We start from the raw sequence: 22,161 nt of genomic DNA, 5'->3' as shown, positions 1-22,161 counted from the left end.
CAACACTCTCCATATCATTCCCTGTTTTCGGGTTTAATAAGCTACCAAAAAAGGGATACTACCTGTAGAAATCAGAAGGAGGAGAGCACGATGGAACAATCGGAAGTCAGAAAACACGTTGAACAAATTCTCGAAAATCAAAAAATCGGCACACTTGCCACCATTCAAGGCGGCAAGCCTTATACTCGATATATGGCCTTCTTCAACGAAGGGTATACCTTATATTGTGCAACTAGCGGCAACTCACACAAAGTGGACGATATAAAGAGCAATCACAACGTTCATATCTTGCTCGGATATAATGGGGATGGCGTCGGTGACGATTACGTGGAAATCGAGGCCGATGCCAAAGTGAGTGAGTCTCCCGAACTGAAACAACAGCTTTGGAAAGACAGCTTCCGTGCATGGCTGGACGGACCCGATGACCCCGATTATGTCGTATTGGAGATCAATCCCGATAAAATCTACTTGAAGAACGTGAGTAAAAACGACGTATATACTGTCGATCTATAACGAAAAAGCAGAACTACCTTTGGTTCTGCTTTTTTATATATTGGGAAATCACCTGTTTGAGACTGCCCATCGTCGCTCGCCGTCCATAAGCAACGCAGCAGCAAAACGCTGTGCTTTTGTCATCATGTATCATCCTCAGTTGTCTCCATCTTTTTATTTTCTGCAAACAATGCCTGGATTCCTTCTTCGGGGCTATTTTGGAATAATTACCCAAATCCCATTCTCGCCATATCGCCCATAAATAGATGGACATGCAGCAAAAATATCCTCTACGATTTCATCAAGCAATGCTTCATTTCTTGACTGCTGGTTCACCACCCCGAGCATTTTCACGATCGGTCGGATTGCTGCAAGCTCCTGATCCGGATCCTTTTTCTCCAACTCGTATTTCCCCGCTCCCCCAATCCAAGTAATTTCGACAGTCAGCTCTCCTGGCTTGCTGAACTTGGCAGAAACCAAGAGCTTGATCCACCAGTTTCGATCGGTTTCGATTTTTCAGCAGGTACATTGAAAATCGAGTCGACGATATACACGGAATCCTTTAAAAAGCCTTATTCTTCGCTAACTTTAGGGCAGCAAATGAAGAAAAGCGATTATAGCAGTTCACCTTCTATCTCCATGCAAAAAAACCATGATCAAATGATCATGGCTTTTTTCAGTTCAAACGATCCATTGCACTTCTTCTTGCTGTGAATAAGAGCAATCCGACAAGCACTGCTGCTGCAGCTACATAATATGGAGCCCCGATTGAAATATGCTCCGATACTTTCCCCGCAAGCCACGGTGATATCGAACCGCCCGTGAAGCGAAGGAAACTATATGCCGCTGATGCAGTGGAACGTTCAACTGGCGATACTTCCATGACAGCTGTTGTCATGACAGTATTGTTGATACCGAGTAATAATCCCATCAAGGCAATCATCACTATCAAGAACACCGGCCAATCTGCTCCTACTCCCATTAAAGCCAATGTAATGATGATACCTACCATCACCAGACTAAGTGACTTCTTCGTGCCCAATTTTGCTTCAAAAGACGGAGCGATGAAGATTGAACCGATCGCCAGCATGATACCCCAGACAAAGAAGACGAATCCGATACCGAATTCACCAAGATTCAAAACAAATGGTGAATAAGTCAGTAAAGTAAAGAACCCGAAGTTATAAAATAAAGCGGTCAAACCCATCGTCAGGAGTCCTGGATGCCGAAGCGCTTGAAATGGTGCCGAAAGCGAAATTTTCTTCGCCGGTTTCGGTACATCGGTCAGCAATATCCATACTGCCAGCAATCCGATCAACATCAGTACAGCCACCCCGAAGAAAGGTGCGCGCCAGTGGATAGATCCGAGCAAACCGCCCAAAAGCGGTCCAACTGACATCCCCAAACCAAGAGCCGCTTCATAAAGCATGATGGCAACTGCCGAACCACCGCTGGCCACGCTGACGATCACAGCAAGTGCAGTGGAGATGAATAATGCATTGCCTAATCCCCAGCCGGCACGAAGTCCGACCAGTTCATCGACACTGCCTGCCAGTCCACCTAAGGTCGAGAACAAGATGATGATGACCAATCCAGTCAGCAACGTCATTTTCGGACCGATCCGGCTCGATAACCAGCCTGTGATCAGCATCATGATCCCGGTAACGAGCAAATAGCTCGTAAATAATAATTCGACCTGACTTGGCGTCGCATCCATTTGGGCTGCAATGGAAGGCAGGATCGGGTCGACCAGCCCGATCCCCATAAATGCAACCACACATGCAAAAGCAACCGCCCATGCTGCTTTCGGTTGCTGAAAAATCCGTTTTATACTGTGTGCGTCTTCCTGTAATTCTTTTTCTGCTTGTTCGATTTCGTGTCCATCGGGTATCGTTTCATTACGAATGTCCGACATACACTCATCTCCTTTCTTTTATTCGGCGAGCATCTTGCGGCTCAGCCTTATGAACTCATTCTTTTCTTCTTCCGTCAATTTATCCAAAAAAGAACCAAATGCTTTATCCCTGGCACCTGAGAAGCTCTCATAGAATTCAGACCCTTTTTGGGTAATTGTAAGCATGACCACCCGACGGTCTTTCTCTGAATGGATGCGCTCCAGGTAACCTTCCTTGATCATACGGTTCCCTAAATTCGTCGCTCCGCTGTAGCTGATACCTACTTCTTCGGCTAAATCAGACATGCGCATCGGACCATTATTTTTCAGCAGCCTCAGCAACACGAGCTGCGGCCCGGAAATCTGAAAATCCCATTCCTTCCGCAACGCTTTATTGACATTGCGCACTAATTCGATAAAATCTACCATATCTCTGCTTTCCACAGACAAACCCCCAATTGCTTTCTACTAGTATTAGTATACATTATTACTTCATACATGTGAAATAAATTTTATCAAAAAAAGTTTCAACCGCCATCATCAGCAGCTGAAACTCCCTTCTATCCTCTTCTTTTCAATGTCTTGTCCGTCTGTTCATTCACCGCTTGTCTAATATGATACAATTCAGCATACATACCTGCTGCAAATGCCCCAATGATGCTGAGCAGCACACTTACGATCATTGCCATGAAGTCTAAATCAAAGCCGAGCATAGCGATCACACCGATGACAAATCCGATCACTAAGCCAATAGCAGTGAATTGGAGTATTTTACCGAATGTTACGGAATACATCTATCCACATCCTCTCATCTGCCTTTTCACTTACTTTTCTTCTACCCCAAACCGAATGAGACTATTCTTCCATCCGATCGTTTAGTATAATAAGCCAAAAACACTGGGGGAAATGGACATGCAATATCGTATCGCAGACATTCATGATCTTCCCGCGATTGTTTCCATTTATAATTCAACGATTGCCGGCAGGATGGTCACAGCGGATCTGGAAGAGATAACCGTCGAAAGCAGATTGGAATGGTTCCAGCGTCATACTGACTTAAGACCGCTTTGGGTCGTGGAGGAAGATGGGAAAATATTGGGCTGGATCAGCCTGGAGCCGTTTTACGGCCGGGCTGCTTATCATAAGACTGTGGAAGTCAGTATCTATCTTCATGAGGATGCCCGAGGCAAAGGGCTGGGAAGAAATATGCTGCAGTTCGTTCTTGATCAGTCCGAGGCATTGGATTTCAAGACCGTTTTAGGTTTTGTTTTTGGACATAACAAACCGAGCATCCGGCTTTTTGAACGTTTTGGATTCGAGCGTTGGGCCAATATGCCGCATGTAGCTGAGCTGGATGGCATAGAGCGCGATTTAGTTATTTTAGGCAAGCGGATTCGTCCGTAACAGCTATCCACTTGTGGATAAGTACATTGCAGCATCATTCGCCAAATTTTTCTGTGTATAACTGATGTTACACACAAATTATGTGAACAAACAGAATTTTTCTGTGTACAAACTTCTCTTTACTCACACAAAAATGTGCATAGCCTCTGAACTATGCACATTTTATGTATTTCTTATTTTGTCCTTCGTGCAAAATCGACAAAGCGGAACTTGTCGGGACGGTGTTTCGACTCCGTATATTGGAATAAAGTTGTATCCTCCAGATAAACAGCACTGCGAACGACCACCAGCTGTTGATAACTTCCCATATCCAATATCTCTTTATCTTTTGCATCTGCTTCTTCGACGACAACTTCCTTCCTCGCATAACTGATTGACAAGCCCAGTTCCTGTTCCAGATAATCATAAATCGAATCAGCGGCAATTTCCTTCGTAAGACCCGGAGCCAGCTTCTTCAATAGCAAGTCCTTATCGTAAATGACCGCTTCTCCATCAAGCTTGCGCATTCGCTGCAACTCCCATATAGGTGTGCCTTCCTCGCATTGCAGCACTTGCTGGTTACATCCATGCGCTTCCTTGCTTGAGAGTTCGATGACACTTGTTTCTACTTTTTGGGACATCGAACGTGCCAGTTCCTTAAAGCTTGTCAAACCACTGACAGGCAAAGGCAGCTTGTCCTGTTCAAGCACAATCGAGCCTTTTCCTTGCAGCTTTTGGATATATCCATTTTGGGATAATAGCTGCAAAGCTTTACGAACCGTTTCCCGTGATGTCGCGAATCTCTCCGTCAACTCATTTTCAGAAGGCAGTAATTGTCCCGCCCGGATTTTCTCTGTCTGAATTTCTTTAGCTAATACATCATAGATTGCTTGAAATTTCTTCTCCATCCCATCAGGCCTTTACACTTTGCTGTGATAAATGACCGCTTCGTACGGGCGAAGCTTGATCTGTCTGTATTCAGACGGACTGTCCTGGTAATTGGAAAGCAGGATTTCAGCTTTTGCCGTTTGGGCTTTTGGATAGGAAAATTCCGCTTCCTCTCCAAAAAAATTCGCTACGACAAGTAGTTTTTCACCATTCCACCTTCGCTCATAACAGAAGATGCGCTCATCATCCATACATAACGGTTCATAATCTCCATGAGTAATGATAGCATACTCCTTCCGCAAGCGAATCAGCTTTTGATAATGATAGAAGATGGAATTTTCATCCCGGAGTGCCTTTTCCACATTGATGTCTTGATAATTCGATGCTACTTTAAGCCATGGCTTGCCGTCTGTGAACCCGGCATTTTCTGTGTCATTCCATTGCATCGGGGTCCTCGAATTATCTCTCGAGCGAAGCTGGATGATCCGCAGCACTTGTTCTTCCGCCATCCCCGTTTCTCTTAGAGCCATATAAGCATTATGTGTTTCGACATCCTTATAATCTTCCAGCTTTGTGAATTTCGGATCTGTCATCCCTATCTCTTCTCCCTGATAGATATAAGGGGTTCCTTGCATCATATGCAGAACGGATGCCAGCATCTTTGCTGACTCTTTCCAATAAGGACCTTCATTCCCGAATCTGCTCACAATGCGAGGCTGATCGTGGTTGCACCAGAAAAGGGCATTCCAGCCGCCGACTTCCTGCATACCAACTTGCCAATCTGACAGGATTTGTTTCAGTTTGATAAATTCAAGTCTGCCATCCGTCCATTTTTTCCCGTTTTCATAATCCACTTTCAGATGATGAAAGTTGAATGTCATATCCAGTTCCTCGGCATCTGGTTTCGTATACTGTTGGCAAGCGGCCAAACTCGTGGATGACATCTCGCCGACTGTCACCAAGTCATGCGGAGCAAATACCGCTTGGTTCATCTGATGCATAAACTCGTGGATACGGGGGCCATCTGTGTAATATTCCTTACCGTACTGACCATCCGGGGCGTCATGATCATCAGGGAAGCTCTGAGCTTTCGACACGAGGTTGATGACATCCAGCCGTAACCCATCGAGGCCTTTATCTGCCCAAAAATTCATCATTTGAAATAATTCTTCCCGCACCTTTTCGTTTTCCCAGTTAAGATCAGCCTGTGTCTTGTCGAATAAGTGCAAATAGTACTGATTCGTATGATCTTCCAATGACCAAGCACTGCCGCCGAACTTGGATACCCAATTATTCGGCTCTGCTCCTTCCCGGGGATCACGCCAAATATAATAGTCACGGTATGGATTATCGATTGAAGAAGTAGCCTGGCGGAACCATTCATGATCAGTTGACGTATGGTTGATGACTATATCCATCATCAATTTCATATCACGATCATGCAATTCACTGATTAATCGCTCCAAATCCTCCATCGTGCCATATGCTGGCACTACCCTATAATAATCACTGATATCATACCCATTATCTTGTTGGGGAGATTGATAGATAGGCGTCAGCCACACCATATCCACACCAAGCTCCTTCAGATAATCTAGCTTCTCGATGATTCCTTGTATATCTCCCATGCCTGTGCCTTTCGTATCATGGAAGCTTTTCGGATAAATTTGATAAACCGTACTTCTTTTCCACCAGGCTTCTTGCATTATCATTTTCCCTCCCGTTTACACATTCCTTTTCTTTTTAGCCACTAAATATGTTGTTATGAATGGTACAACGATGACAACCACCATTCCGATAGCAAATGCTCCCCAACTGTCAGGAAGGATCGAGAAGATACCTGGTACGCCGCCTATTCCCACTGAGCTTGCTTCTACGCCCCTCCAGGCAATGACCATTCCAGCGATGGCCGACGCTCCAAGAGCAAGGAAGAAAGGATAGCGAAAACGCAAATTGACACCGAACACAGCTGGTTCCGTGACACCGAGCCAAGCACTGATCCAGGATGTCAGCGACAATCCGCGCAGCTTTTCATCCTTGGTTGCCAGCATTACACCAAGTGTGGCTGATCCTTGGGATATATTGGACAAAGCCAATATCGGCCATAGGAAAGTGGCACCTGTATTGGCAATCAGCTGTAAATCAAGCGCGAGGAACGTATGGTGCAGTCCGGTAACGACCAAAGCTCCGTATAATGCCCCATACAGCAGCCCTCCCAGCGGAGCTACTGTATCAAAAACAGCAACGAATCCATCAGTGATGACATTTCCAACGGTGAACATGATCGGCCCGATCACTACGAAACTTACAATCCCAGTAAGTAAGAGCGCCACAGGAGCTACCACGAGGAGCTGGAAACTGTCAGCCACTTTCCGGCGCAGGAATATTTCTATCTTTGCCAAAACCCAAGCCGCAAATAATACGGGCAGTACTTGTCCTTGATACCCGACACGCTGGATTTCCATTCCGAACAGATTCCATACCGGTGCATTCCCTTCCAAGGCAGCGCTGGCGTAATCAGTCGGATTCAATAGGGATGGATGAATCAAAGCCAACCCGAGCACCATACCAAGCAGCGGGCTGCCGCCGAACTTTTTGACGGCTGACCAGCCGATCAGTGCTGGCAGGAAAGCAAAAGCCGTGTTAGCGATTACATAAATCATATCGGCAATACCGGCCCACTGTGGATAAACCTGTATGATCGATGCGCCATCAAAGAAGATGCCTTCATTATTCAGGATGTTATGAATTCCCAGTAATAGTCCTGCTGTGACGATGGCTGGCAAAATCGGGATGAAAATATCACCGAGTGTCTTTAACGCCCGCTGCAGCGGATTTCCTTTACCGCTTACAGTCTCTTTAACTTCCTCCTTACTGGATTCCCCGATATCGGCAACTTGAATGAATTCCTTATATACTTTATCGACTGTGCCTTGTCCGATGACAACCTGATACTGGTTATTTGCTGAAAAAGAACCTTTAACAACATCGATATGATGCAATGCTTCTTTGTCCACTTTTCTTTCATCCACCAACGCCAACCGCAGCCGCGTGACACAATGTGTCGCAGCCTGGACGTTCTCCTTACCGCCAAGAGCTGCCAGTATTTCCTCTGCGTGCTGTTTTAAATCCACTTCGGACACCTCATCTCCCATTCAAAATGAAGGCGAATACATTTTTATCATAACTTGTATATACAAGTTATGCAAACGATTACTACTTCTCTATACCCCAAGATTCAACTCTGGATTATTAAATTTTGTCGTAGTAAAATGGAAAAGTATTTGTAAACGTTTTTACTTGGCACTAATTCTCAAATTCGCAGACAAAAGTTGAGGGTAATCATGCATACATACAAACCTTACTATCATTTTTCCCGGGAAGCGTGGGCTGCTCTTTCGGAAACTGAAACACCGCCCCTGACGCAAACAGAGCTGGAAGAAATTCGTGGCATCAATACTCGGATTTCCTTATCCGAGGTGGAAACCGCGTATATGCCGCTGACGAAACTGATTTCCTTTTATCTTGAAGCGGCAGAAACGCTTCATGCGAAAGCAGGTGCTTTCCTTGGTACAAGTGAGAAAAAAGTACCTTTCATAATTGGTATTGCTGGAAGTGTAGCAGTCGGCAAGAGTACAATCGCGCGATTGCTGCAATTGCTGCTTTCCCGGGTTCTGCCTCATAAGAAAACAGAACTTGTAACGACTGACGGCTTTCTTTATCCGAATGCTGTACTGCAGGAAAAGCAGCTGATGAAACGGAAAGGTTTCCCGGAAAGCTATGATATCAAAGCATTGATCGATTTTATGGGACAGGTGAAGGCAGGCACTACGCATATCATGGGGCCGCAGTATTCCCATCTTACTTACGACGTCCTGCCAGAGCAGGAAGAATTGGTTTCTGATCCGGATATCCTGATCGTTGAAGGAGTGAATGTGCTGCAAGTGAAGAAAGAATATCAATTCTTCGTCAGCGACTTCTTTGATTTCTCAATATATATCGATGCCGAAGAACCTAACATCGAAAAATGGTATAAGGAACGCTTCCTTATGCTGCGTGCAACGGCGTTTCAGGATCCAAAATCCTATTTCCGCCACTATGCGGAAGTTTCCCTTGAAGAAGCATTACAATCTGCCGATACGATATGGGAGGAGATCAATGCAAAGAATTTGCATGAGAACATACTGCCCACCAAGGGCCGTTCCGATCTCATCCTCCGCAAGGGCAACAATCATGAAGTCGAAGACGTATATTTACGTAAACTCTGAAGCGAAAGGGGTCTTTTTCCGTCATGCCGGATATCTACCACCGTATTTCCAGTCAGCGGGAGCAGATGTCAAAGTCCCAAAAGAAAATTGCTAATTTCATCATCGAACATCCGAATCAAGCACCCTTCCTCAATGTGGAGGGGTTGGCGAATGCAGCAGGTGTGAGTGATGCTACGATCGTACGCTTTGCCGCTTTTATGGGATACCGCGGTTTTCCTGAGATGCAGCTTGCTTTGCAGAACGCGATGCAAGAGCAGCTGAATGCAACGGAACGTTTCAAGCATCCTTCGGAGGACACCCAGGCGGAAGACCAAGACTTATATGCCATCTTCCTCCGTGACCAAGCGAATATCCAGGAAACAATGGAAGGAATCGATATGCAGGCATTCCATGCAGCTGCTGATACCGTGATCAATTCCAAACGTATTTTCATCCTGGCAAACCGAAGTGCCATCAGTGTAGCGGATCTATTGCATTATCACCTATCTTTCATCTTCGAAAATGTCGAGATCGTCGAACCCTCTGACAGAGCAATAGACCAGATCTCCACCATACGAGAGGAAGATGCACTGATTGCCTTAAGCTTCGTCCGTTATTCGAATCACACGCTGCGGTTATTCCAGATGGCCAAGGATCGCGGTGCTAAAGCCATCGCCATTACCGATGGATTATCATCTCCTCTGCTTACAGCGGCGGATTATTCATTCATGGCTTCAAGCATATCGCCATCGCTGACACATTCTTTGACTGCCCCGATCAGTCTGATTCATGCGTTCATCGCTTTGATTGGAAAAGAAAAAGCTGATGACGTAAAAAAACGCCTCCGCACAATTGAGCAGGCGTGGCGTGATTTTAAAGTATTTTCCAATTTCAAACCCCCGACGGCTTGATCGGGGGTCATTTTTTATTTATAAGCAGCTTTTGCTGCAGGCAAGTAACTGTAGACAGCTTTTACATAATGAATATCTCCGTAACACGCATCCAATTCTTCCGATTCTGGACGTATACAGCGATAATCTTCCGGATTATCAAGATTCGCATATTGTTCTTGAGCAAATCGGACTGCCAGATCTTCACTGAATACCCCGCCGTTTTCATTGACAAAACCAATAAATCCCGCACCGAAATTATAAGCCTGGATTGCTACATCTTCCTCTCCATTCGCTTCTTCCAGCATACGGAGAAAATGGGCGATGCCATAGACGATGGATTCCTTTGCATCTTGTATACAGCCTGGCACTCCACATTTGCTTTCGGAAGCTTGCATCGGGTCACTTCCCCTGCCGCCAGACTCCTGCATCATGACAGAGAGAACGAGCGGCGCCAGCGATTCCTGATTCGTTTTGGCTAATTCTTGCTCTACCATATCCCGATAAGCCAATGCATCCTCAGAAAGCGCCCTTCCTTCGTTCTGCTCATTGTCGCTATCGTTTACCACAACAGACAGCAAGAACAGAAGAAAGAATAGACCCAAACCGAACAAAAGTACTGTACCAAATGCATACAAAAGAGATTGTTTCTTCCTGTTACGCTTCTTTTTCACCTTTCTCACCCGCCATATGACGTTTTCGCAGAAAGCCTCCCCATCCTAGTGACATGAGGATGCTTCCCAGACAGAGAACGAGCAGCATATTCCAAAACGGTGGTCTGTATGTGAAGACAATATGATTTTCCCCATCCTGAAGCTTGACACCTACAAATGCATAATCAGCCTTCAGGAGTTCCTGTTCCTCACCATTCACGGATACTTGCCAACCTTTTTCGTATGGCACAGGTATTTTCAAATAGCTTTCACCGTTTTGCTGATTATCGTAGTCCACCGTCACTTGGCTGTTATTGATCGAAAATGGTATTGCCTCCGCTGCAGATTCAGTCTCCTCAAGCTTTTGGTAATTCTCATGCTGCAGCTGGAAATCTTCGATCGTATAACTCCCCTCGGGCAGCCTTATCCGAATTGTATCAGCTGCCTTGACGCGGATGGTCAATTCATCGACCTTCGTACGATAAATCGACTGCTGGGATTTCCTGTTTGTTTCAAACTCATTGACTGTCAAATCATATAATGGAGCGCTGGCATCATTATTCTTCAGATAGAAGCTGATGTAATAATCACCTGTTTGTGGTAAATCATCATCCAGCCGCAGATCGAGCCCGCCTTCCTCTTGATCTACCTGGAGTTGTCCATCCTGATAAGTACCCCCGGCAGCCTCTACTGTTACCTGATCCATCAGATCCGGCAGTGAATCGATAGTTCCGGTCGTTTCACCATCTGCAAGAATTATGCCCTCAAGCATTGCATGTTCCCGTTCAAGCGGCGTATGACTTTCCAGATTTCCCTCCTGGAAAACTTCTGTGGAAACCTTTGCGAACGGAAGCAAATTGTCGTTCCGATAAACGATATAATTGCTGCTTTCCATGTACGGCTCAAAGCCGTACGGTGCAGCAATCGGCTCCTTTTTATCGTACATGATGTATTTCCCATTGAGCAAACTGTACAGGTTCGCTCTGTTGCCAAAGCCTGAATAGCGGCTCACACTTTCCCGTTTCATATCGATATTCAGATCATAGTAATAGAAAAACAGCAGTTCCTTATTCAAAATGCTTGAATAGATGCTGACACCGGGAAAACTTTGCACCAAATTCGTATTATTCCGATTGTCTGTCTTCCATTCGAGTCTGGTAAAGCTCTCATCCGAATCAAGGACATCCTGTATCAATTCCTGCTGTTCATCACTTGCATACTTGTCACTTGTCAGGAATTGGAGTGTGGAATTCTCTACATGACCCGAATCAGACAGCTGCCTTTCCTGATGTGCATTGATCAGCGGTATGTAGGTCGCGAAAACAACGATAAGACAAAGACCTAACATCCATACTTTCCTTTTGAAAGTATAAAAGAGGAAAACAAACAGTACCAGCGCAACACCATTCCAAACGTATTTCGCCCAGTCATCCTCCCAATCCATCCTCAAATCATGGTGCAGATAGAGGCTGTACAATAGAACCGTAAGCCCTAAAGCCAATAGCAGATGCAGTTTTTTCACCTTTGGCAATAATGTGAGCCCCACAGCGATGGTACCCGCAACAACGAACATCGATAAGTACTCAAAACGATATTGTGGCGCCGAGAAACCATTGAAAATGCTGGCGATACGAGGACTGCCTTGGAAGAAAATGAACAAGATGCTCAACAGTGCAAACAATCGGAACAACTTGTTCTTATAAAACCCTGCTACACATACAAAGATGACAAATAAGACAGGCAGAAGCAACGTTCGGCTCGTGAACAGGATATTATCGTCATTTCCATAAAACGGTATCGGGTCATCAAAAGCCGGCCGGTAATTATTCAGAAATGCATAGACAGATGGAATGAATGAAATCGAACCGATTCCAAAACCAAGCAATGCAGCCGGAATAAAATAAAGCAGCTGGAATTTGACTGGCAGTTCATCCTCTGACAATTTGATAAACCACCGAGCGATGACATAGATTCCGATAAAAACAAAGCTTATGTACGCAAAATAGAAATTATCGAAAACGGATATCGCCACAGCGGCAATGAACCAGTATGGTTTCCGCTCCCGAATGATTTTTTCCACTCCAAGTACTAGCAGCGGCAGCCAAAGAAAAGCATTGGCGAAAAACTCCCAATATACGACATGCCGGAAATAGATTGCACTGCCGGCATAAAAACAAGCCCCAACAAATGCAGGTATAAAGGGGATACGCATATACCGAAATACACCGACCGCAAGCAAAAGCGCCGTAGTAAGACGGATGATACTGACAGGCAGAATAGCTTTCGCCCAGGTGATGGCATCCGGGGTTCCGATCACATTGGTAATATCGAGAACTTTTATCGCAAGCATTGTCAGCAGGTAAACGATACTTGTAGAGAAATAGTAGGCCAGCTGACTGTATATGCCGCCTCCAAGCCCGAAAGAGAACGAATAGAAGAAGTTCCCTTGCGCATATTGCTCATACAAGTGCTGCTTAAATGGCAGCATCTGCGCCATTCCATCATTCGGGCCGAGCATGAGGCGACCATCCAAGTATTCCCGAATGAAATGTATATGTACTAAAATAGCAAATGCAAGTGCTGCTAAAACGAGCAGCACCAGCTTCCATCTACGCTTCATTTGTCACATCCCCACGCCCATTTTTCATGATTTTACTAGTAATGACAAACGTGATCGGCACAGTGAAGAAGACTGCCGCTACAGGTGCCACTGTACCATTCCAGCCGAAGCCCTCGATGAAGATGTATACCAGGACGGACGATACGGTGATATTGACAACCTGCGTTAACGGAAACTGGAAAAACTTCCGCCAAGTCGGTCTCACGCCATAGGTGAAGTAACTGTTCAAGAAAAATGAAAAAATCATGCTGATGATGATCCCAATCCAATGGGATACAAGATAATGCACATCTGCCAGCTGATAAAAGAACAAGTACACCAGGTAATAACAGATAGTGTTCAGCACACCGACAATGATAAAACGAGTGAATTCAAGCTTCCATATTTTTTTCATAACGTTTCCTTGCCTCGATATTTGTGTCTTTTACTAAGTAATGCGGTCTGCGTTTTGTTTCGTTGTAAATACGACCGATATATTCCCCGATCACACCCAAGCTGACTAGCTGCACTCCACCCAAGAACAAGATGGCAGTGATCAAAGTGAAATAACCCGGTGTGACGACTCCGCGGACCAGCACTTCCACGAACGTATAAAGGATATATGCCAGTGAAAGGAATAACACGATGAAACCAGCATACAAGCAGGCACGCAATGGTTTTGTATTGAAGGATACGATACCATCCACACCATAATCGAATAGTTTTCCAAACGACCATTTTGATTCCCCATTTTGACGGCAAACATTATCATAGTAGACCGTTTTCTGTTCGAATCCAATCCAGGAAAATAATCCTTTTGAAAACCGATTGCCCTCACTCAGGATCAGCAAGGCATCGATAGCCCGGCGGCTGAGCAAACGGAAATCCCCGACCCCATTTTGAATGCGGACATCAATGAAACGGTTGATGATCTTATAGTACATCGTCGAAATAACTTTACGCGAAAGGCTTTCCCCTTTTCTGTTTCTTCGGGCGATGACTTGATCATATCCCTCTTCGAAGCCAGTCAATAGCTCATGCAGCAAGGAAACAGGGTGCTGCAAATCCGCATCGATGACGACCGCGCAATCTCCCTTGGCATGTTGGAATCCAGCCAAAATTGCTGCCTCCTTGCCGAAATTCCTTGTGAATGACAAATACCGCACATTGTAATGCATATCTGCTAATTCTTTCAGTTCCAATAGCGTGGTGTCTGAACTGCCATCATCCACATAAATCACTTCATAATCATAGGATGCGTATTGCAATTCCTTGGCAAGTTCTTCATAAAATAGCTTCACATTTTCCGCTTCATTAAACGAAGGCACAATTACGGATAGTAATCTCCCAGCCATTCTTTTCCCTCCATTTAGACATAAACCATTATCTATGTATTGTTAAAATTGTGAGCGGCTTGACTCCTTATTATACTTTACTACCCTTAATTCGTCAGTTTACATCCTATTTAAAAGAGGGAATATGTGTTAAAAATGAGTAAAGGAGCTAGAGAGATGCGCAAATTAGCAGCAATAGACTTGGATGGAACTTTTCTTAATCAAGATTATACTATCTCTGCGATGCATGCCGCTGCCGTAAAAAAAGCGCAGCAAAAAGGCGCCGAAATCGTCATCGCAACAGGACGGGCGCACTTCGATGTTCATCGCCTCTTCCAAGACCAGCAGCTTTCAACATGGGTGATCGGAGCAAATGGAGCTACCACCTGCGATCCGGCAGGGAAATTGACAGTTTCCCTGCCGTTAGAAACTATCTATGCCAAAGAGATTGTCACATGGCTGAATGAAGAGAATTATTATTATGAAATTGTCACAGATGACGAAATATTCATTACGAGCAAAGCGAAGCAACTGCTGCTGGATGAAATGGACGTAGTGCAGAATGTGGACAGAAGCGAGATGGAGAAAGCCCGCAAACGCCAGCTCGGACAGACTAATTTGCAGGAAGTTGAGGATTATATCGAAGTCTTTCAGTCCGAGAAAGAAATTTACAAAATAACCATTGTAAGTTTTGATGAAGAAAGACAGCGCGTCGCAGCCGATACACTGAGCAAGAAAGGGCTGAATCTATTTTCTTCTGCCGATTTCAATTTGGAAATCGTTGATGGCAAAGCATCGAAAGGACATGCACTGAAAAAACTCGCAAAGAAATTGGACTTTAAGAAAGAGGATATCATTGCTATCGGTGACAGCATGAATGATTTGCCAATGCTTGAAGTAGCAGGGACGAAGGTCGCTATGGGCAATGCAGCTGAAGAAGTGAAACAGTATTGCGACCACACGACCGAGACCAATGAGAACGGCGGCGTCGCTAGAATGCTCGAACGTGAAATACTACAAAAATAGAGGCTGCCATCAGCCTCTATTTTTTTGATATTCGATTGTGCTATATACTTGAGCACTTGCTGAAGGATCCAGATACAGCTTCGCACTATTGACTGCAGTGATTGCCTCAGCGAAACCTGTCGCAATCAGCATATTCTTATTGGGATAATGTACAGCATCACCTGCGGCGTAGATGCCCGGTATGCTTGTCGACATCGTATGATCTACGATGACTTTATTCTTGTCTGTCTCGATTCCCCAGACTGCAAAAGGTGTTTGTGTCAAATTGACGTTTTCATAATATAGCAGCGCATCGGTCTCATGCATCCTCTGTAAACCTTCCTGATCTACTAATAATGTATGCAACCCTTGGCTGTTCCCTATTAGCTTAGTCACTTTATGATTGTACTTGACCTTTATCGAAGTTTCCTCCAGTGCTTCAATTACATGCGGCGGCGTGTATAGAAAATAATCCTGCTGATTAAGCAATGTCACTTCCTTTGCTGTCTTCTCAAGTGCCATCGCCCAATCAATACCCGTCCTGTTCATCGCATAGACAGTGACGCTCATATCACGGAATCTCTCGGCCGACTTCAAATAATAATGTAGATTTTTCCCCTCATAAAACGGCGCTTCTGCAAGCCGTAACGGTTTCATTTGATAAGTTCCCATTCCGCAGGCAAGGATGATTGTCCGAGTCATATACAGCTTGCCGGAAGTGGTTTTCACTTCGAATATCCCGTTTTCCTGTTTTCTCACCTGTTCGACAAATTCCCCGGTTACGATTTCAGGTTCTGCTGCCCTGCTTTGCTCAAGCAGCCTGTCGACCATCTCCTCCCCCGTGGCGACGGGATATGCGCCCACATCATAAATTTGCTTTTCCGGATAGAACTGCGCCACTTTCCCGCCAAAATCCGATGAAGCTTCAATCAATAATGTCGTCATTCTCCGCAGCTTTGTATAAAAGGACGTATAGAGGCCGGTCGTCCCTCCTCCTACGATGATCACATCGTATATAAGATCATTCCGCAATGTAGAACCCTCCCTGCAGCTCATTGTTGCTATTATAACACCTTGAATTGCTCGATTAATATGCCATTACTTCCATGGGACAAAACCGTCCTTGCTGAAATTCATCACCACTTTAACGATGGCGCGCATGCATTATACAACAACGAAAGTCGTATTCACTCCGAGGAATTGGCGGAAGCTACAAATTGCCATTATTTCGAACAACATCCCCTCAACTATTTGAAAGAGCGTACAAGTGGCCAGCAGCTCTTTTCCTAGCAGTCACTTAGACATAAATTCGAAGACAAACTGCTGTCAGCTAGTCGAAGAACAATTCACCTTGCAAAGGTAGACACAACACAACTGACACAAGCGATCATCTCACGTGTAAAGGAACCTTTTTTTCATCGAGGGCAGTTCAAGTATCGATATCGATCTGATTCCGGACAACGGAACCTCAAGCAAGAAATTGATGCGTTTTGCCGATATCGCCATGTATGTAGCTAAGTGTCCGTAGTGGCTGAAGATGCGGAAAGCCAAGAACAGCTGACGTGGGTGCGACTATGCACAAGGCAATATGTTCAGTAAACCATTGCTAGTATCGGAGTTCATGACTTTTCCCCATACATTCCATGCAGCAAAAAAAGAAGGCGACTCCTGTATGACAGGATCGCCTTCTTCAATATTCTGCTCTATCTTCCTGCTGCATCCAAGCTTTCATCGGATCAGATGTCTCCTTATCACGAAGCTGTACCGTATGAATCTTCCGTTTCTCATATGGTTTTTCAATTTCCTGATAAATGAAGTCATCATCAAAACCGATTGCTGCAGCATCCTTTTTTGTATATGCAAAGTACAGTGCCTTTGGACGAGCCCAATAGATTGCTCCCAAACACATCGGGCACGGTTCACAACTGGAGTAAATGATACATTCCTCCAGTTCGTAATGCCCCAGATTGCTTGTGGCGTCCCGGATAGCCTGTATTTCCGCATGCGCGGTTGGATCATGCAAGCTTGTCACCAGATTCGTTCCTTGACCGACAATTTCCCCATCTCGGACGATCACAGCTCCGAAGGGTCCCCCCTTGCCACTGGTTACATTTTCAACTGCCAGTTTACATGCGTATTCTATATAATGATGATGATTCATTCCATCTCCTCCTGTATCATACTCACCATCCAATTATAAGATTTTTCATAATTATTAGCCAGAAAGTCTGCATAGAATACGCTATGATCAGGAACAATACACTTGTTACTTTTCGTAACCTCATATATAATGAAACATAAAAGATTAAGTAAACAGTGCTTTTGAAGAGGTGATGACAGATGAAATCTGCAGAATTATGTCCACGCTTTGAGTCAGGAATGGAGCTTCTAAGCAAACGTTGGACTGGCCTTATCATTTTCCGCCTCTTAGAAGGATCACAGCGATTCTCCGAATTGGAATCTTCCCTTCCGATCAGCGGCCGCTTGCTTTCCGAACGCCTCAAAGAGCTCGAAGCAGCGGGTATCGCAACAAGAACAGTATATCCGGACACACCTGTCCGTATTGAATATGAACTGACAGAAAAAGGGCATGCATTGCGCCCTGTGATTACTTCCATAAGAGAATGGGCGGAGAAATGGATTACACCGGATGAACCAGCCCCAACAAAACAATAGTATGCTGAAAATGGCCTGCCCTAGCCATAGGACAGGTTTTTTTGTTTGTAAACTATTCTGAATTATGAAAATATTATTAAAAAACTATTTACATTTTGCCGCAACGGGTATATAGTTAAGAAATCATGACGGATAGGAGGTGGGGAGGAAATGCAACGTAAAGCTGCTCTTTTGTTCATTGGTCTCGTGATGTCGATCACACTGCAAGTAATGGTGCTGCATCCGATTTATCATCTGGGAACAGATGATATCCAACCACAGCATGTTGTCATCCATAAGGCCGATTTACCGGATGATGAAAAACATTGGCTTCCGATTATAGCACAAACAGCAGTCCTGACTTTTCTGCCAATACTGCTTGCCACAAGTATGATACAAGCACGTATGTTGCAGACCAAGCAGGCGGTCCGGCATTTCCTGCTGGCCGTCTTCTATCAATCGAGTTACCGCTGAATAGCACTCCTTTTGCTTTAGGTTGTTTTAGCAATCCAAAGGAGGGGACGAAAATGTTTGTGGCAAGAGCGATCATGGTCATAGCACTTTCCGTTAGCGCACTATCCATCTTTGCATATCAAGGCATTGAAGTGGTGCATGCGATTTCAGACCTATTCAGCAAAAAAGGATAAATAGGAAAGAGCGTATTCTTGAGGGGGAATACGCTCTTTTTTATTTAATCGATTAATTTGCCAGGATTCATGATGCCATGCGGATCGATCGCATGTTTGATTGTGCGCATCAAATCATAGGCTGTACCATGTTCCCTTGATTGGTATCTTTTCTTACCGACCCCTACGCCATGTTCACCTGTGCAAGTACCATCATGTGCAAGCGCATAGTCCACAACCGCTTCATGGAGCAGTTTAGCTGCAGCCACTTCCTTTTCATCCGCGAAATCCGCCATGGCAATGATATGAAAGTTCCCATCTCCTACATGTCCTACAATTCCAGCTTCCAAGCCGCTTTCATCCACTGCCCTTCTTGCATGCAGAATCGCCGCGGATAGTTCAGATATAGGCAGACATACATCTGTTACGAGCATTTGTTTCGTCGGAGCCCCTTGTATGTAATAATAAGCAAGGTTATGCCTTGCATCCCACAATCGCTCTTGGGCTGCCTGATCTGTCTCTGCCAAGAATTCGACCACCTCGAAAGGTTTCAATAATTCCTCCATCCGTTTTAGCTGATGCTGGAGATGCTCGACCTCCCCGTTCAATTCGAAAAAGATGGTCGGCTGTTCGATATAAGCTGTTTTGGCGAAATGATTGACATGTGTCACCGAATCAGCATCCACGAATTCAATCCGCGCCAAATCCAGTCCGGCGGTACGCAGTGTTACGACAGCTGTAACGGCTTCTTCGAAATCGTGGAACACAGCACGTGCAGCCACTGTCGCCTCAGGTATCGGATAGACACGTAGTGTGAGTTCCGTAATGATACCAAGAGTACCTTCCGAACCAGCAAATATACCCGAAAGATGCAATCCGGAAGATGATTTCACTGCTTTTGAACCTGTGTGGATGATTTCACCGTTCGGCAACACTACTTCCATATCAAGTATATTATCCCGCATCGTACCGTATTTCACTGTATACGAGCCGCTTGCATTCGTACCCGCCATCCCTCCAAGTGTTGCCTCAGCCCCAGGATCTACACTGAAGAATAATCCATGCTTCTTTAGGGCATCATTCAACTGAAACTGCGTCAGCCCCGCTCCGACAACAACATAACCATCCCTATCTCCAACCGCCTTCAGATCGTTCATCAACCCAAGGTCCAGTGATATGCCACCTTCATAAGGAATAGCATGCCCTTCCAAGCTGGAACCTTTCCCAAAAGGAGTGACAGGCACTCCGTGTTCGCTGGCAAATGCAACGATTGCGCTGACTTCCTCCGTATTCTCCGGAAAGACTACAACATCCGGATCTGCCTCAGGGTGATAGGATGCATCGTGATTATGCTGACTGATGACCGCAGCTGCGGTTGAAATTCTCCCTGGATTAACAATCTTACTCAGTTCTTTCACAATGTCCATGCCTTACTGCACCTTCTTTCTATATATAAATAAGCTTAACATGATGATTGTGAATTAAAAAGCAGAATAATTAGAATAAATAAACATGATAAGATAACCCGCAGTATGTATATTTTTCTAAGTAAAAAAAACAATAATAAAGTAAATATCTAATTTATTTCACATCTGTTAAATACTCTGATGCCGCGGTTTTTCGGAACGTCAATCAGTATGTGAAATATCACACAAACTCTATAAATGCAATAGTTATTTTAAATACTTTGTTAAAATTGATTAACAATTGATTAGTGATAGAATTGTCTGTGGCAGTTACAAAAGGTAAGTAATCATTCGAAAAGGTGGAATCAGATATGAACACATATCGTAATAATGAAGATGGATCCATTTCCACTTCTCTAAGAGGTAAAAACTTAATTTCAAATCCTTTTCTAAATAAAGGTGTCGCTTTTACAAAAGATGAACGCGCAGAGCTTGGTCTTGAAGGCGTTTTGCCAGCGACAGTTTTGACATTGGATGAGCAAGTGAAGCGTGCTTACGAACAGTTCAATGCACAGCCGAACAATTTGTTGAAAAACAATACATTGAACCAGCTTTACAACCGTAATGTCGTTCTTTACTATCGTCTTTTGACTGATCATCTAAGCGAAATGCTTCCTGTCGTTTATACTCCGACTGTAGGACAAGCTATCCAGGAATACAGCCACGAGTACCAACGTCCAGGCGGTGTTTACCTTGATATCAACAACCCGGACAACATCGAGCAAGCATACGACAATACATTGCTTAACACAGATGAAATCGACTTGATCGTAGTAACTGACTCTGAGAGCATTCTTGGAATAGGTGACTGGGGTGTCGGCGGTTTGAATATCGCCATCGGCAAATTGGCTGTATACACAGCAGCTGCTGGTATCGATCCTAACCGTGTACTTCCTGTAGTTATTGATGCAGGTACAGATAACGAATCATTGCTTAACGACCCACTTTATGTTGGTAACCGCCACAAACGCGTCCGCGGTGAGCAATATGATCAGTTCATCGATGCATTCATCAGTAAAACAGTTGCGAAGTTCCCTAACGTACTTCTTCACTGGGAAGACTTCGGTAACCGCAATGCACGTAACATCATCGATAAGTACAGCGACAAGATCCTTACTTTCAATGATGACATTCAAGGTACTGGCGCCATCACACTTGCTGCTGTCATGAGTGCTTCCAAGGTAGCCGGCACACCAATCAGCGAGCAGCGCGTCGTTGTATTCGGTCCTGGTTCTGCAGGTATCGGTAATGCCGATCAAATCGCTGCTGCAATGGTACTTGATGGTATCTCCAAAGAAGATGCATTGAAAAACTTCTGGGCGATCGACCAACGCGGTCTTTTGACTGATGATATGGATGGCATTGCTGACTTCCAGAAACCATACCTTCGTCCTACCGATGAAGTAAAAGACTGGAATAAAGAAGACGGCATCATCGGACTTGCTGAAGTTATCCGCCAAGTGAAACCGACTATCCTGATCGGTACTTCCGGACAAGCTGGTGCATTCAGTGCCGAAATCATCAAGGAAATGGCAAAACATGTAGAATATCCAGTTATCATGCCTATGTCCAACCCAACTCCACTAGCAGAAGCAATTCCAAAAGACTTGCTTGAGTGGACTGACGGAAAAGCATTGATTGCAACAGGAAGCCCGTTCGATCCAGTTCAATACAAAGGTACGACTTACCATATCGGTCAAGCGAACAACGCCTTTGCTTTCCCTGGTCTTGGACTTGGTTCCATCGCTGTGAAAGCTAGCCGTATCACTGATTCCATGTTTGCTGCTGCAGCCAACGCAATCGCGGACATGGTTGAAAGCAACACACAAGGCGGTTCTTTGCTTCCGGCAATCGACGAACTTCAACCTGTTTCAACCGCTGTTGCAGAAGCAGTTGCTAAAGCTGCAATCGAAGACGGCGTATCTGATGCAAAACCTGAAGAAATCAAAGACCTTATCGCTAAATCTGTATGGAAACCAGAATACAAATCCATCAGAGGCTAAGATTTTAAAGAATTTCTCATGGTGCA

22 protein-coding genes are annotated in these 22,161 nt (G+C 44.8%); 8 read left to right on the top strand and 14 right to left on the bottom strand.

What is annotated here, in order from left to right; translation table 11 throughout:
- The first annotated feature begins 90 nt into the window (after positions 1 to 90).
- Positions 91 to 513 (top strand): pyridoxamine 5'-phosphate oxidase family protein, encoded by a 423-nt coding sequence (locus BLQ53_RS11645; RefSeq protein WP_093727492.1) that lies wholly within the window; start codon positions 91 to 93, stop codon positions 511 to 513.
- A 192-nt stretch (positions 514 to 705) separates the two neighbouring features.
- On the opposite strand, the gene BLQ53_RS11640 is transcribed toward BLQ53_RS11645, so the two are convergent.
- The 4 genes from BLQ53_RS11640 to BLQ53_RS11625 all read right to left on the bottom strand — a co-directional run bounded on the left by BLQ53_RS11640 (position 706) and on the right by BLQ53_RS11625 (position 3,180).
- Positions 706 to 972 (bottom strand): hypothetical protein, encoded by a 267-nt coding sequence (locus BLQ53_RS11640; protein WP_093727491.1) that lies wholly within the window; start codon positions 970 to 972, stop codon positions 706 to 708.
- A 196-nt stretch (positions 973 to 1,168) separates the two neighbouring features.
- Positions 1,169 to 2,407, bottom strand: coding sequence for an MFS transporter (locus BLQ53_RS11635; protein WP_093727490.1), 1,239 nt, complete (start codon positions 2,405 to 2,407; stop codon positions 1,169 to 1,171).
- An 18-nt stretch (positions 2,408 to 2,425) separates the two neighbouring features.
- Positions 2,426 to 2,830 carry a MarR family winged helix-turn-helix transcriptional regulator gene (locus BLQ53_RS11630; RefSeq protein ID WP_093727489.1) on the bottom strand — a complete coding sequence of 135 codons (405 nt, stop codon included), beginning with the start codon at positions 2,828 to 2,830 and terminating at the stop codon, positions 2,426 to 2,428.
- 116 nt (positions 2,831 to 2,946) lie between these two features.
- Positions 2,947 to 3,180 carry a hypothetical protein gene (locus tag BLQ53_RS11625; protein WP_093727488.1) on the bottom strand — a complete coding sequence of 78 codons (234 nt, stop codon included), beginning with the start codon at positions 3,178 to 3,180 and terminating at the stop codon, positions 2,947 to 2,949.
- Between the two features lie 118 nt (positions 3,181 to 3,298).
- Between BLQ53_RS11625 and BLQ53_RS11620 the strand changes: the two genes are divergently transcribed.
- Positions 3,299 to 3,790: a GNAT family N-acetyltransferase gene (locus BLQ53_RS11620; RefSeq protein WP_342005188.1), complete on the top strand. Its 492-nt coding sequence runs from the start codon at positions 3,299 to 3,301 to the stop codon at positions 3,788 to 3,790.
- A gap of 173 nt (positions 3,791 to 3,963) precedes the next feature.
- On the opposite strand, the gene treR is transcribed toward BLQ53_RS11620, so the two are convergent.
- The 3 genes from treR to treP are packed head-to-tail and all read right to left on the bottom strand — an operon-like array spanning position 3,964 to position 7,791.
- A complete protein-coding gene (gene treR / locus BLQ53_RS11615) occupies positions 3,964 to 4,677 on the bottom strand; it encodes a trehalose operon repressor (protein ID WP_093727486.1) in 714 nt (237 codons plus the stop codon).
- A 12-nt stretch (positions 4,678 to 4,689) separates the two neighbouring features.
- On the bottom strand, positions 4,690 to 6,363 hold the full coding sequence (treC, locus tag BLQ53_RS11610) for an alpha,alpha-phosphotrehalase (RefSeq protein WP_093727485.1): 1,674 nt from the start codon (positions 6,361 to 6,363) through the stop codon (positions 4,690 to 4,692).
- Positions 6,364 to 6,381: 18 nt separating this feature from the next.
- Positions 6,382 to 7,791 (bottom strand): PTS system trehalose-specific EIIBC component, encoded by a 1,410-nt coding sequence (treP, locus tag BLQ53_RS11605; RefSeq protein WP_425288303.1) that lies wholly within the window; start codon positions 7,789 to 7,791, stop codon positions 6,382 to 6,384.
- Between the two features lie 210 nt (positions 7,792 to 8,001).
- On the opposite strand from treP, the gene coaA reads away from it, so the two are divergent.
- Both coaA and BLQ53_RS11595 read left to right on the top strand, forming a co-directional pair.
- Positions 8,002 to 8,925 carry a type I pantothenate kinase gene (gene coaA, locus BLQ53_RS11600; protein ID WP_093727483.1) on the top strand — a complete coding sequence of 308 codons (924 nt, stop codon included), beginning with the start codon at positions 8,002 to 8,004 and terminating at the stop codon, positions 8,923 to 8,925.
- Between the two features lie 23 nt (positions 8,926 to 8,948).
- Positions 8,949 to 9,815 carry a MurR/RpiR family transcriptional regulator gene (locus tag BLQ53_RS11595; RefSeq protein ID WP_093727482.1) on the top strand — a complete coding sequence of 289 codons (867 nt, stop codon included), beginning with the start codon at positions 8,949 to 8,951 and terminating at the stop codon, positions 9,813 to 9,815.
- A 14-nt stretch (positions 9,816 to 9,829) separates the two neighbouring features.
- Here BLQ53_RS11595 and BLQ53_RS11590 read toward each other — a convergent pair whose 3' ends face one another.
- From BLQ53_RS11590 to BLQ53_RS11575, 4 genes are read right to left on the bottom strand one after another with little or no spacing between them, the layout of a single operon-like run.
- Positions 9,830 to 10,468 (bottom strand): lysozyme family protein, encoded by a 639-nt coding sequence (locus BLQ53_RS11590; protein WP_139180875.1) that lies wholly within the window; start codon positions 10,466 to 10,468, stop codon positions 9,830 to 9,832.
- On the bottom strand, positions 10,452 to 13,067 hold the full coding sequence (locus BLQ53_RS11585; protein WP_093727480.1) for a YfhO family protein: 2,616 nt from the start codon (positions 13,065 to 13,067) through the stop codon (positions 10,452 to 10,454). Before BLQ53_RS11585 ends, BLQ53_RS11590 begins: the two co-directional genes overlap by 17 nt.
- Positions 13,057 to 13,461 (bottom strand): GtrA family protein, encoded by a 405-nt coding sequence (locus BLQ53_RS11580; protein WP_093727479.1) that lies wholly within the window; start codon positions 13,459 to 13,461, stop codon positions 13,057 to 13,059. The genes BLQ53_RS11585 and BLQ53_RS11580 overlap by 11 nt, the downstream gene beginning before the upstream one ends.
- Positions 13,439 to 14,401 carry a glycosyltransferase family 2 protein gene (locus BLQ53_RS11575; protein ID WP_093727478.1) on the bottom strand — a complete coding sequence of 321 codons (963 nt, stop codon included), beginning with the start codon at positions 14,399 to 14,401 and terminating at the stop codon, positions 13,439 to 13,441. The genes BLQ53_RS11580 and BLQ53_RS11575 overlap by 23 nt, the downstream gene beginning before the upstream one ends.
- A 156-nt stretch (positions 14,402 to 14,557) precedes the next feature.
- On the opposite strand from BLQ53_RS11575, the gene BLQ53_RS11570 reads away from it, so the two are divergent.
- The gene (locus tag BLQ53_RS11570; RefSeq protein ID WP_170829676.1) at positions 14,558 to 15,406 is read left to right on the top strand and encodes a Cof-type HAD-IIB family hydrolase; all 849 of its coding nucleotides are present in this window, start codon (positions 14,558 to 14,560) and stop codon (positions 15,404 to 15,406) included.
- 9 nt (positions 15,407 to 15,415) lie between these two features.
- Here the strand turns inward: BLQ53_RS11570 and BLQ53_RS11565 are convergent, their stop codons facing one another.
- A complete protein-coding gene (locus BLQ53_RS11565) occupies positions 15,416 to 16,417 on the bottom strand; it encodes an NAD(P)/FAD-dependent oxidoreductase (RefSeq protein ID WP_170829675.1) in 1,002 nt (333 codons plus the stop codon).
- 658 nt (positions 16,418 to 17,075) lie between these two features.
- The gene (locus tag BLQ53_RS11560) at positions 17,076 to 17,546 is read right to left on the bottom strand and encodes a nucleoside deaminase (protein ID WP_093727475.1); all 471 of its coding nucleotides are present in this window, start codon (positions 17,544 to 17,546) and stop codon (positions 17,076 to 17,078) included.
- 179 nt (positions 17,547 to 17,725) lie between these two features.
- Here BLQ53_RS11560 and BLQ53_RS11555 point away from each other — a divergent pair, with 179 nt between their 5' ends.
- Positions 17,726 to 18,061: a winged helix-turn-helix transcriptional regulator gene (locus tag BLQ53_RS11555; RefSeq protein WP_093727474.1), complete on the top strand. Its 336-nt coding sequence runs from the start codon at positions 17,726 to 17,728 to the stop codon at positions 18,059 to 18,061.
- Positions 18,062 to 18,211: 150 nt separating this feature from the next.
- A complete protein-coding gene (locus BLQ53_RS11550) occupies positions 18,212 to 18,514 on the top strand; it encodes a hypothetical protein (RefSeq protein WP_093727473.1) in 303 nt (100 codons plus the stop codon).
- A gap of 217 nt (positions 18,515 to 18,731) precedes the next feature.
- Here the strand turns inward: BLQ53_RS11550 and BLQ53_RS11545 are convergent, their stop codons facing one another.
- Entirely contained in the window at positions 18,732 to 20,093 is a 1,362-nt protein-coding gene (locus tag BLQ53_RS11545; RefSeq protein ID WP_093727472.1) for an FAD-binding oxidoreductase, read from the bottom strand.
- A gap of 350 nt (positions 20,094 to 20,443) precedes the next feature.
- On the opposite strand from BLQ53_RS11545, the gene BLQ53_RS11540 reads away from it, so the two are divergent.
- On the top strand, positions 20,444 to 22,135 hold the full coding sequence (locus BLQ53_RS11540) for an NAD-dependent malic enzyme (protein WP_093727471.1): 1,692 nt from the start codon (positions 20,444 to 20,446) through the stop codon (positions 22,133 to 22,135).
- Positions 22,136 to 22,161 lie beyond the last annotated feature (26 nt).

This window comes from Terribacillus halophilus (assembly GCF_900101385.1).
GTDB lineage: Bacteria > Bacillota > Bacilli > Bacillales > Amphibacillaceae > Terribacillus > Terribacillus halophilus.
The sequence above is the reverse complement of the archived record's forward strand: the minus strand, read 5'-3'. Positions and strand labels throughout refer to the sequence as shown.

Bases quoted from the DNA above. Each gene is read 5' to 3' on its own strand.
- BLQ53_RS11635 (WP_093727490.1), bottom strand. From the start codon at position 2,407: ATGTCGGACATTCGTAATGAAACGATACCCGATGGACACGAAATCGAA.
- BLQ53_RS11555 (WP_093727474.1), top strand. From the start codon at position 17,726: ATGAAATCTGCAGAATTATGTCCACGCTTTGAGTCAGGAATGGAGCTT.
- BLQ53_RS11550 (WP_093727473.1), top strand. From the start codon at position 18,212: ATGCAACGTAAAGCTGCTCTTTTGTTCATTGGTCTCGTGATGTCGATC.
- BLQ53_RS11625 (WP_093727488.1), bottom strand. From the start codon at position 3,180: ATGTATTCCGTAACATTCGGTAAAATACTCCAATTCACTGCTATTGGC.
- BLQ53_RS11580 (WP_093727479.1), bottom strand. From the start codon at position 13,461: ATGAAAAAAATATGGAAGCTTGAATTCACTCGTTTTATCATTGTCGGT.
- BLQ53_RS11575 (WP_093727478.1), bottom strand. From the start codon at position 14,401: ATGGCTGGGAGATTACTATCCGTAATTGTGCCTTCGTTTAATGAAGCG.
- treR (WP_093727486.1), bottom strand. From the start codon at position 4,677: ATGGAGAAGAAATTTCAAGCAATCTATGATGTATTAGCTAAAGAAATT.
- BLQ53_RS11570 (WP_170829676.1), top strand. From the start codon at position 14,558: ATGCGCAAATTAGCAGCAATAGACTTGGATGGAACTTTTCTTAATCAA.
- BLQ53_RS11595 (WP_093727482.1), top strand. From the start codon at position 8,949: ATGCCGGATATCTACCACCGTATTTCCAGTCAGCGGGAGCAGATGTCA.
- BLQ53_RS11560 (WP_093727475.1), bottom strand. From the start codon at position 17,546: ATGAATCATCATCATTATATAGAATACGCATGTAAACTGGCAGTTGAA.
- treC (WP_093727485.1), bottom strand. From the start codon at position 6,363: ATGCAAGAAGCCTGGTGGAAAAGAAGTACGGTTTATCAAATTTATCCG.
- BLQ53_RS11620 (WP_342005188.1), top strand. From the start codon at position 3,299: ATGCAATATCGTATCGCAGACATTCATGATCTTCCCGCGATTGTTTCC.
- BLQ53_RS11645 (WP_093727492.1), top strand. From the start codon at position 91: ATGGAACAATCGGAAGTCAGAAAACACGTTGAACAAATTCTCGAAAAT.
- BLQ53_RS11585 (WP_093727480.1), bottom strand. From the start codon at position 13,067: ATGAAGCGTAGATGGAAGCTGGTGCTGCTCGTTTTAGCAGCACTTGCA.
- coaA (WP_093727483.1), top strand. From the start codon at position 8,002: ATGCATACATACAAACCTTACTATCATTTTTCCCGGGAAGCGTGGGCT.
- BLQ53_RS11540 (WP_093727471.1), top strand. From the start codon at position 20,444: ATGAACACATATCGTAATAATGAAGATGGATCCATTTCCACTTCTCTA.
- BLQ53_RS11545 (WP_093727472.1), bottom strand. From the start codon at position 20,093: ATGGACATTGTGAAAGAACTGAGTAAGATTGTTAATCCAGGGAGAATT.